We start from the raw sequence: 7,837 nt of genomic DNA, 5'->3' as shown, positions 1-7,837 counted from the left end.
GGCTCACCGAGATCTACAACCACTACGTGCTGAGCACCCCCGTCACGTTCGACATCGAGCCCGTCAGCGCCGAGGACCGCGGGCAGTGGCTGGCCGACCACCCGCCCGTCGGCCGCCACCGGCTGTTCGTCGCGGCGCAGGACGGCGCCGTGCTGGGCTACGCCACCAGCAGTCCCCTGCGGCCCAAGCAGGCCTACGAGACGTCGGTGGAGACCAGCGTCTACCTGGCCCCGGAACACACCGGGCGCGGCGTCGGCGCACTGCTGTACCGCGCGCTCTTCGACGCCCTCGCCCAGGAGGACGTGCACCGCGCCTACGCCGTCGTCACCCAGCCCAACGAGGCGTCGATGCGCCTGCACGAGCGCTTCGGCTTCCGTCCCGCCGGTGTCCACCGCGAAGTGGGCCGCAAGTTCGGTACGTACTGGGACGTGGCCTGGCTGGAGAAGTCCCTGCCGGCGTCCTGAACCGGGTCACCGCGCCCCGATCGGCGGCATCCGGCCTGCGGTGCCGGGCCCCCGGTGTCACGGTGGGCCGTGTACCCGTACGGAGGGAAGCGAGGCGCGGACCATGCCCAGGGGATCGAGCTCCAAGCGCGAGCGGCAGTACGAGCACATCAAGGAGAGCGCGCTGGAGCACGGGGAGAGCACGAGGCGGGCGGAGGAGATCGCGGCCCGCACGGTCAACAAGGAGCGTGCCCGCGCGGGCGAGGCCAGGACGGCCAGCCGCACGTCGCTGGAGGACATGTCCTCCTCGAAGCGGGGCGGGCAGCGCTCCCATTCCGGGGCCCAGGGCCCCACGAAGGAGCAGCTCTACAACGAGGCGAAGCAGAAGAACGTCGAAGGCCGGTCGCACATGAACAAAGCCGAACTCAAGCGGGCGTTGGGCCGGAGCTGACCGGCACCGCTCCCGGCCGCCCGCCGCGCCCACGCGTGAGGGGACGCCATGCCAGCCGACAGGACTCCCGGCACGGGCCCGGACGACCCGCACGACCCGGACGGCCCAGTCGGCCCGGCCGCCCCCGACGACGGGCCGCGTGACGAGCGCCACGAGACCCCGACCCAGCGGGCGGACCGGCACTGGGGCGAGCTGCTCCAGGAAGTACGCGTCACGCAGACCGGGGTCCAGGTCCTCTTCGGGTTCCTGCTGACCGTGGCCTTCACCCCGCGGTTCGCCACGCTGGGCGACACCGACCGCGCCATCTACATCGTCACGGTGCTGCTCGGCGCGGCGACCACCGGGGCGCTGATCGGGCCGGTGGCCTTCCACCGCATCGTCAGCGGGCACCGCCTCAAGGCACAGACCGTGGCCTGGGCGGCGCGGCTCACGCTGTCCGGGGTGGTCCTGCTCCTGGCGACGGTCACCTCGGCACTGCTGCTGATCCTGCGGATCGCGCTGCACAACGCGGCGGTGCCATGGCTCCTCGCCGGCGTCGTCGTCTGGCTGGGGCTGTGCTGGTTCGCGCTGCCCTGGTGGGCGCTGCGCCGCCACGAGCACGAGAAGTGACCGCCGCCCCGGGCGCCCGGCCCTCGGCATGTGCGCGGCGCATCTTGTCTGACCTGCGGACTTCTCCCGCTTCGAAGCAGCGGGACCGGTAGTGTCCAGCAGGTGGCGACGAACGGTACTGACAACGGGCTTCCCGTGGACGCGGCCCTCGACCGGCTCAGCGAGCAGTTGGCGGAATCCGCCCGCGTCCAGCGGAGAATGCGGAGCCTGCTGGACGCCATCCTGGGCATCAGCGGGGAACTGGAGCTGCCCGTCGTGCTGCGCCGCATCGTGACGGCCACCATGGACCTGGTCGGAGCGCGCTACGGGGCGCTGGGGGTCCTCGACGCGGACGGCACGGGGCTGACGGAGTTCATCCCGGTGGGGCTGGACGCCCAGGAACTGGAACAGCTGTCCGGGGCGCAACTGCCATGCGGTCAGGGCCTGCTGGGGCTGCTGATCAGCGATCCGCGGCCGCTGCGCGTGGACGACATCGCGTCGGATCCGCACGCGGCGGGGTTCCCGCCCGGCCATCCGCCGATGCGTTCCCTGCTCGGGGTCGCCATAACCGTGCGCGGCCAGGTGTACGGCAACCTCTATCTGGCGGACCGTCAGGACGGCAAGCCCTTCGACTCCGACGACGAGGCGGTGGTGACGGCCCTGGCGGGCGCGGCGGGTGTGGCCATCGAGAACGCCAGGCTCTACGGGCAGGTGCGCGCGAGCGCCGAGCAGTTCCAGCAGTTGCTGCTGCCGACGCTGCCCGACCTCGCCCCGTTCACCTCGTGGGCGACGTACCGGCCGGCCGCCGACCCCGCCCTGCTCGGGGGCGACTGGTACGACGTGCTGACGTTCCCGGACGGCTCCCGGGCGATGATCGTGGGCGATGTCGTCGGCCACGACGTCCGGGCCGCCGCGACCATGGCGCAGATCCGCAACATGCTGCGTGCCCTGGCCTACGACTCGGGCGCACCCCCCGGTGAGCTGCTCGGCCGCCTCGACCGTACGCTCGCGGCCGTCGCGGAGCCGGTGATGGCGACGGTCTGCCTGGCCCGGATCGAGCCGGACGCGGGGGCCTGGTCGCTGGTGTGGAGCAACGCGGGCCATCCGCCGCCGCTGGTCGTGACCCCGGACGGCGAGGCATGGTTCCTCGACGCCGAGCCGGACGTGCCCGTGGGCGTCGACACCGGGCTCCCGCGCCACAGCCACCGGCGCCCGTTGCCGCCGGGTGCCACGGTGCTCATGTACACCGACGGGCTGGTCGAGTACCCCGGCCGGGACCTGGACGAGGCCCTGCGCGTGGTCGCGGACACGGCGGCCGCGCACGCCGCCCTGCCGCTGGACCGGCTCGGCAGGGCCGTGGCCGAGTCCCGGCCCGGTGACGGCCACGACGACATGGCCGTCATCGTCCTGCGCGTCCCGGAGCGGGACTGACGGCTGATGGCTTACGGCCGACGGTCCCGCCGGGACCGTCTCAGCCGGCGTCGACGCTGATGGCCTCCAGCTTCGCCCGCAGGTAGGCGTGCGAGTCGACCGGTTCGTACGCGACCCGGCCGATCGGCGGGGGCAGCGTCTCGACGCGGGTGCCCGGGTCGCACTCGTAGAAGTACACCAGGGACATCAGCTCCTCCGTGGGCGCGTCGGCCGGTGGCGGCAGCACCCGGTGGCGGCCGGAGCGCCAGCGGTCGCCGGTCCAGCGGGCCATCAGGTCGCCGATGTTCACGGTGAGGGCCTCGGGGTCGTAGGGCGCGTCCCGCCAGCCGTCCGTCTCGGTGAACACCTGCAGCCCGCCCTTGCCCCGCTGCCGGTCCAGGACCGTCACGGTGCCGAAGTCGGTGTGCGGGCCGATGCGGAACTGGCCGGGCTCCGGGGTGCCCACCACGTCCGTCCCCGGGTACCAGTTGATGTTGAAGCCCCAGGTGGGGTGCCCGGTGTGGCGGGTGAAGAGGTCCGGGGGCGCGCCGAGGGCCGCGGCCAGCAGCTCCAGGAGCAGGTCGGACAGCTCCCGCATCCGTGTCACGTACCGCTCGACCATCGGCCGCAGCTCCGGCGCCTCGGCGGGCCACACGTTCGGCCGGAACCACTCGGCGTCCACGGCCGGGTCGCCCGTCGGTTCGTCGGAGACGAAGGACCAGGACTCCTTCAGGTCGGGCGGGCTCTGGGTGCCCTCGGCGTAGGCGTTCGCCTCCGCGCCCTGCCGCAGCCAGCCGCGTCCGCCGACGCGCACGGCGTACGGGGCCTTGGTCCCCTCCGAGAGCCGGAAGAAGCCGCGGGCGGCGTCCCGGATGCCGGAGCGCAGCGGCGCGTCCACGCCGTGCCCGGTGACCAGCAGGAACCCGGCGGTCTTGAGGGCGTCGTCGACGGTGCGGGCCAGGTCGGCACGGTCCCGCTCCGGTCCGTGCCGCCATGTGCCGAGGTCGATCGTGGGAATGGCCACCGCGCCTCCTGAGTGCTCGTACGGCCTGTTCGCCGGTTCGACTGCTGCCGGTTCAGCTGCCACCGGCTCAGCTGCTGCCGGTTCGACTGCTCGCTTGGATCACCGCGTGCGTACCGCTGGTCCGCCAGGGCCGCCCGCTGTCTTCCAAGGTGCCCAACGTCCGCGCGTCGAGGCCGACGACCACGTCGGACTTGAGGGTGCGCAGGGCCGCGACGGGGCCCGGGAAGAAGGCGGTGCGGTCGGCGAACGGCGTCGTGGCGGGCCAGTGCCGGTCACCGACGAGGCGACGGTAGTTGAGGTCGCCCTTCAGCAGGGTCACCGTGCCGTCCGCGAACTCCCGCCGCAGGTCGTCGGGCATCGCGTCGTACGGCAGCGGGGCGCAGAAGAACGCGTGCGCGCGTACCTCCAGCCGTCCGTCGGCCAGGGCGGACCACAGGCGCGTGGCGGTCGCGGCGGCCTGCCCGTCCGCCCGGCGGAGGCGGCGCAGGGCGTCGACGACGTCCGTCGTGGTCGCGTCGGAGACGTAGTACGGGTACGGCTTGACGTGCAGGACCGCGCGGGCGGCCCGGCCGTGGTGGAGGAGGTGGTCGAGGAGCAGGAGGTCGGGGACGAGCTCGGGACCGGCGTTGTCCGCGACGAGGTGCACCGTGGCGGCCGCTCCCTCGGGGAGCAGGGACCAGAGCCGGTCGCTGTCGTCGGAGAGGAGGGGCCGTCCGGCGCCGTCGTCCTGCGTGCCGCCGGAGGTGATGCGGAAGCCCAGGTCGGCGCGGTTGCCCCAGAGCGAGGCGTGCAGGAGGGCGTGTTCGCGCTCGCCGGGGGCGCTGTCGGTGAGGGTTTCGAGTGCGGCCAGTTCGTCGTCGACCGCCGTACCGGCCAGTTCGGCCTGTTTGAAGGGGGCGAAGGGGTCGACGCCCTGCCACGGGCCGGGGGCGAAGTAGCCGACGGCTCCGAGCAGCCTGCGGTAGAAGTAGCTCTCGGCCCAGAGGAAAGGCGCGTCGAACCAGGACATGCCGTAGTGCCCGCGTCCCCAGGCCCGCCAGCGGTCGTGGTCGTGGGCGTCCGGGGCGAGCGGTTCGATCACGCCGTCGGCGATCTCGGCGAGCAGCGCGTCGAGGGCCCGGTGCTGCGCGGGGCCGTACGGGGAGGCGTCGCGGACCTGCCGGACGAGCGCGGGGTGGCGCTCGGCCCAGACTCCCCAGGCGAACGAGCCGGGCTCGCTGCTCACGATCTCGAGTGCGTCGTCCGCCTCGTCCGCCGTGGGCATCGCCGTCGTGTCCTCCGTCGTCGTACGGATACGTCCTGCGTGCACGGTACCCGTCGTCCGGGGCGGAGCCGGGCATGATCCCGCAGGCCCGGGCGCGCGGGCTGCGCGATGCTGGAGGGAGAGCAGGGAACACCGACACGGTGACCGGCGGCGCGGTGCCGCCGGAGAGGCCAGGAAGGCCAGGAAGGCCGGGAGAGGAGGCCGTCATGACCGGCTCGTCGGTATCCAGGCGCCGGTCCGGGCTGCCGGAGCTGATGGAGTGGCTGGGGGCGGGGTTCCCCGAGCTGCCGGTGGAATGGGGCCGCGGGGACGCGCACGTCATCCCCATCGAGGTGATGGAGGGTGACGGGCGGTACGTCCTGCGTGCCCAGCTGCCGGGCGTGGACCCGGAGAAGGACATCAGCATCACGGTCGAGGGCGACACCCTGACCGTCCGGGCCGAGCACGCGGAGAGCACGGAGAGCACGGAGCGCAAACGGCATTCGGAGTTCCGTTACGGCTCCTTCGAGCGGACGGTCCGGCTGCCGTTCCCGATCCCGGACGAGGAACCCGAGGCCGAGTACCGCGACGGCATCCTCACGGTGACCGTCCGGCGCCCGGCCGAGCCGAAGTCGAGCACGCGCAGCGTGCCCGTCCGGCGCGCCGGCTGACCCACGGGGACCGGCCGGCGGCGGCGCGTACCGCATGCCTATGAGGAGGTGCGGGAGATGAATCGGACCCCCCACGCGCAGGCCCGCGAGGGCGCGCGGCCCGACAGCCGTGACGTGCGCGTACGTGCCGGTCCCACGCTGCTGGACGGGGAGCTGACCGTGCCGCGCGGCGCGCAGGGGATCGTGGTGTTCGCGCACGGCAGCGGCAGCAGCCGCCGCAGCCCGCGCAACCGCGCCGTGGCCGTGGGCCTGGGCGGCGTCGGCCTCGGCACGCTGCTGTTCGACCTGCTCACCGAGGAGGAGGCGGACAACCGGAGGAACGTCTTCGACACCACGCTGCTGGCCCATCGCCTCTCGGACGCCACGTCCTGGCTGCGCGAGGAGCCCGAGGCGGAGGGGCTCCCGGTCGGGTATTTCGGCGCGAGCACGGGCGCGGCCGCCGCGCTGTGGGCGGCCGCCGAGCCGGGCGCGGGCATCGCCGCCGTGGTCTCCCGGGGCGGCAGGCCCGACATGGCCACCGCGCGGCTGTGGGCGGTGACGGCGCCCACGCTGCTGATCGTGGGCGGCGCCGACGACGTCGTACTCGACCTCAACCGTCGTGCGCAGGAGCACCTGCGCTGCGAGAACCGGCTCGCCGTCGTCCCGGGGGCCACACATCTCTTCGAGGAGCCCGGCGCGCTGGAGACGGTCACCGAGCTCGCGCGGGACTGGTTCGCGGGCCACATGCCCGCTCCCGGCGGTGCCCGGGCGGGGTGACCCGCCGAGCGCCACCGGGCGTCCGTCGCCGGGCGTCCGTTACCGGGCGTCCGTTACCGGGCGTCCGTTACCGGGCGTCCGTTACCGGGCGTCAAGGATGAATCAATTGCCCTCTCCCGCCCTCCTCGCCACGCGTGCGGAGGGCTACGCTGGCACGACATCGAGCGCTGACACGACCGACACGACCGGCACAACTGACACGGCATCGAGCAGCGCGTTCGACCGGAGGGGGGCGGGAAGCATGGACGATCATCGTGACGGTCATCGCGGCGCCCCGCGCCACGGCCGCCGGCCCATCCGTGCGTGTGCGGCCTCGCCTTCGGCGCGCTGGAGTCTGCTCGTCGCCGCGGCTCCCGGGTAGCAGGCAGGCCTCCCGGTCCGTCCTCACGCACCGTCAGGTGTGCGTTTCTCCCGTGTCGCACGACCGCTTCCGTCTGCCGTACCGGCCCTTCGGCGGTCACGTGTGACGTCCCCGGCCCGCTCGGCCGGTTCTCCGCAGGGTGACCAGAACCCCTGCCCCGTTCACGGAGGTGTCCTCCCATGTCCGTCCTCACCACCTTCTTCCAGACCCACCCCGTGCGGCCGCGCACCGTCGTACCGGGTGTCCGTCTCCGCGTGTCCCCGCGGGAGATCGTCCGCCGTATCGCCGCCGGCTCGGTGGACAGCCCGGTCCTCCAGGCGATGGGCACGCCGATCCGCCGCACACCATCGGCCTAGTCGTCGGCACGGTCCGGAGTCCATGGCGCCGGTGGACGACGCGGTCCTGGCATGCTGGGCAGCGCCCCGCACTCCAGAGGCGCGGGCCCGCGCACGCGCCCGTGGAAGGACCCCCATGCTCACGACGTCGTTCGTCCCCGGTGCCCCCGACTGGCTCGACCTCGCCGTCCCGGACACCGACGCGGCCGTCGCCTTCTACCGCGGCCTGTTCGGCTGGACGTTCCGGTCGGCGGGCCCCGAGGCGGGAGGCTACGGCTTCTTTCTCCACGACGGCAGGACGGTGGCCGGTGTCGGCCCGAGCGGCAAAAACTCCACGGCGACCTGGACGGTGTACTTCCACACGCCGGACGCGGACGCCACCGCCGAGGCCGTGCGGCAGGCGGGCGGCACGGTCACGGTCATGCCCATGGACGTGACCACCGCCGGGCGCATGGCCCACTTCACCGACCCCACCGGCGCCGACTTCGGTGTGTGGCAGCCACGCGACAGGCCCGGTATGGAGGTGGTCATGGAGGACAACTCCCTCTCGTGGAC

9 protein-coding genes and 1 pseudogene are annotated in these 7,837 nt (G+C 73.4%); 8 read left to right on the top strand and 2 right to left on the bottom strand.

Annotation, left to right across the window (positions count from 1 at the left end; all coding sequences use genetic code 11):
• From K6I34_RS26655 to K6I34_RS26640, 4 genes are all read left to right on the top strand, one after another.
• A partial coding sequence (locus K6I34_RS26655) for a GNAT family N-acetyltransferase (protein ID WP_229329365.1) occupies positions 1-464 on the top strand: 464 nt, incomplete at its 5' end.
• A gap of 103 nt (positions 465-567) precedes the next feature.
• Positions 568-894 carry a plasmid stabilization protein gene (locus K6I34_RS26650; protein WP_229329363.1) on the top strand — a complete coding sequence of 109 codons (327 nt, stop codon included), beginning with the start codon at positions 568-570 and terminating at the stop codon, positions 892-894.
• Positions 895-942: 48 nt separating this feature from the next.
• The gene (locus K6I34_RS26645) at positions 943-1,503 is read left to right on the top strand and encodes a DUF6328 family protein (protein WP_229329361.1); all 561 of its coding nucleotides are present in this window, start codon (positions 943-945) and stop codon (positions 1,501-1,503) included.
• 102 nt (positions 1,504-1,605) lie between these two features.
• Positions 1,606-2,913, top strand: a complete 1,308-nt coding sequence (locus K6I34_RS26640; RefSeq protein WP_374231021.1) for a PP2C family protein-serine/threonine phosphatase — start codon at positions 1,606-1,608, stop codon at positions 2,911-2,913.
• A gap of 40 nt (positions 2,914-2,953) precedes the next feature.
• Here the strand turns inward: K6I34_RS26640 and K6I34_RS26635 are convergent, their stop codons facing one another.
• On the bottom strand, positions 2,954-3,916 hold the full coding sequence (locus K6I34_RS26635; protein ID WP_374231020.1) for an isopenicillin N synthase family dioxygenase: 963 nt from the start codon (positions 3,914-3,916) through the stop codon (positions 2,954-2,956).
• A 67-nt stretch (positions 3,917-3,983) separates the two neighbouring features.
• Positions 3,984-5,180: a damage-control phosphatase ARMT1 family protein gene (locus K6I34_RS26630; RefSeq protein ID WP_229329367.1), complete on the bottom strand. Its 1,197-nt coding sequence runs from the start codon at positions 5,178-5,180 to the stop codon at positions 3,984-3,986.
• A 206-nt stretch (positions 5,181-5,386) separates the two neighbouring features.
• Here K6I34_RS26630 and K6I34_RS26625 point away from each other — a divergent pair, with 206 nt between their 5' ends.
• From K6I34_RS26625 to K6I34_RS26610, 4 genes and pseudogenes are all read left to right on the top strand, one after another.
• Positions 5,387-5,830: an Hsp20/alpha crystallin family protein gene (locus tag K6I34_RS26625; protein WP_229329359.1), complete on the top strand. Its 444-nt coding sequence runs from the start codon at positions 5,387-5,389 to the stop codon at positions 5,828-5,830.
• Positions 5,831-5,902: 72 nt separating this feature from the next.
• Positions 5,903-6,586, top strand: a pseudogene (locus K6I34_RS26620) (dienelactone hydrolase family protein); the annotation flags it as partial.
• A gap of 540 nt (positions 6,587-7,126) precedes the next feature.
• Positions 7,127-7,303 carry a hypothetical protein gene (locus K6I34_RS26615; protein ID WP_229329357.1) on the top strand — a complete coding sequence of 59 codons (177 nt, stop codon included), beginning with the start codon at positions 7,127-7,129 and terminating at the stop codon, positions 7,301-7,303.
• A gap of 115 nt (positions 7,304-7,418) precedes the next feature.
• On the top strand, positions 7,419-7,837 hold a 419-nt coding region (locus K6I34_RS26610; protein ID WP_229329355.1), incomplete at its 3' end, for a VOC family protein.

It is taken from the genome of Streptomyces sp. UNOC14_S4 (genome assembly GCF_020740835.1).
Lineage (GTDB): Bacteria > Actinomycetota > Actinomycetes > Streptomycetales > Streptomycetaceae > Streptomyces.
This window is presented reverse-complemented; position numbering and strand designations above follow the sequence as displayed.

Excerpts from the sequence above, each read along its gene's own strand:
- K6I34_RS26650 (WP_229329363.1), top strand. The coding sequence starts at position 568 with ATGCCCAGGGGATCGAGCTCCAAGCGCGAGCGGCAGTACGAGCACATC.
- K6I34_RS26645 (WP_229329361.1), top strand. The coding sequence starts at position 943 with ATGCCAGCCGACAGGACTCCCGGCACGGGCCCGGACGACCCGCACGAC.
- K6I34_RS26630 (WP_229329367.1), bottom strand. The coding sequence starts at position 5,180 with ATGCCCACGGCGGACGAGGCGGACGACGCACTCGAGATCGTGAGCAGC.
- K6I34_RS26625 (WP_229329359.1), top strand. The coding sequence starts at position 5,387 with ATGACCGGCTCGTCGGTATCCAGGCGCCGGTCCGGGCTGCCGGAGCTG.
- K6I34_RS26615 (WP_229329357.1), top strand. The coding sequence starts at position 7,127 with ATGTCCGTCCTCACCACCTTCTTCCAGACCCACCCCGTGCGGCCGCGC.